The sequence below is a fragment of the Sphingorhabdus sp. genome (genome assembly GCF_040079335.1).
Taxonomy (GTDB): domain Bacteria; phylum Pseudomonadota; class Alphaproteobacteria; order Sphingomonadales; family Sphingomonadaceae; genus Sphingorhabdus_B.
This window is the reverse complement of record NZ_JBEBKL010000146.1, coordinates 1-1,522: the sequence shown is the minus strand read 5'-3', so window position 1 is coordinate 1,522 and position 1,522 is coordinate 1. Positions and strand designations below refer to the sequence as shown.

The 1,522-nt window shown below is 54.9% G+C and carries 1 protein-coding gene; it reads right to left on the bottom strand.

Annotated features, from left to right (window positions below):
• Positions 1 to 240: 240 nt before the first annotated feature.
• The coding region (locus ABL922_RS14985; protein WP_349025005.1) for a hypothetical protein at positions 241 to 1,522 on the bottom strand (1,282 nt) is incomplete at its 5' end.

Here is a 1,522-nt window from a genome sequence, read left to right as displayed (position 1 = left end):
CATAGGCTTTGGGTGGAGAGAGGCCGCCGTCTGACCATGGCAAGTCCTTTCAACGAGAGGAACTTGTCATGGCTATCAACTCGACGACCGGTCAGATCAGCCCGCTACGCCAGCAGATGCAGCAAGACATGATGGTGCGTGGGCTGTCGCTGCGCACCCAGCACCAGTATGTCCGCAACGTTCAGCGCTTTGCCGCCTGCCTCATACCTCTCGCCGGTAACGAGTGTCGTGTCGTGCGCGCTACAAACCGAGCTTGCTGTGAACTTTCGACAGGAAATCGACATCATTCTTGTTTAGGCCCTTTTCCTTCGTCCCCTCATGCGCCCAGTTATTGCGCAGCGTATTGAAGAGCGAAATCCACTTTATCTTGTCGGCTTTGCTGCCCAATCCGTGACCGACATCGATTGAAAAATGTTGCTCGAACGATTGGGCGTTCGATTTTCTATCAGGCTTCTTCGTCCAGTATTTTTCGATGATCGCCTTGTAATCCTTGATGAAAAACTGGTCGGTCCATGGTATTTCCTGCCGTCCCAGCCCCTCCTTATAGTTCTTTTCCATTTGCTCCTTCGCACGCGTTTCGCAGTCGCGCTGGATCGACCCGATTTCGATGTCCCAGTTTTCACCGAACAGGGCCTGCAGCTGATCGATGATGAAATGCTTCATGTGACGCTCGATTTGCGTGCCCAATTCCCGGCCCTCGGTCTGCAGCGCCTTGTCCTGCCGCTCCTTCCAATCCTGAAGTTCGGGCGGATTGTAATCGGCGAATTTGGCGTGAATGTAGCCCTGAAAGATCCGCAGCCATGTGGTTTCCGCGCCGCTACCGAGTTTGCCCGTCAACGCTTCGGCATTCTCCGGCGAAATCGTCTGCAGCGCTTTGAATAGCGCGCACAGATATTTGTCGAGCGCCGCGATACGCTCGTCGGTGGTCGATTTGATGGAGATAACACCGTGTGTTGTCTCGAACGCATGCAGATCACCGATCAAAGAAACGAATGCGAAGCTGCCGCGATTTGAGAGGATGTAAGTGTGGAATGCGTCCTGATGCGCCTTCAGGATCTCCTCAGCCAGTTCGTAGCAAGCGTTGATGAGACTGACCGCGCGATCGCGGGCTTTCATCATCTCCGCATTATGGTCGACGTTGGCCGTTTCGTACAGCGACGCTGCCGTGCTACCGTCGACGAATTTATTGCCTCTGCCTTCAGGGAGTAGCTTGCACCTGAGCAGCGCGTCGGCGAACGGCTTCGCCTGAAGCGCAGCCTTGTCCTCGCCAAGCGAAATCTTGTTGTAGAGCGGACCGGACGTATCGCCGCCCAATGCGCGGATCACTGACGAGCGCAGCGCCTTCAAACGCGAGTCCAGGCGACTGGCGTTCCAGTACAGATCCTCTTCAAGTGTGATCCGCAACGTCGGGCTCACCGCTTTCTGGTTTTCGTTGATTTGCATGAAAAGTTCGAGCTGATCGCCCGGATCGAGGTTCTTGAAAGCGACAACCGGGATAGTGTTGCTCGCTTTGAACTTCGAA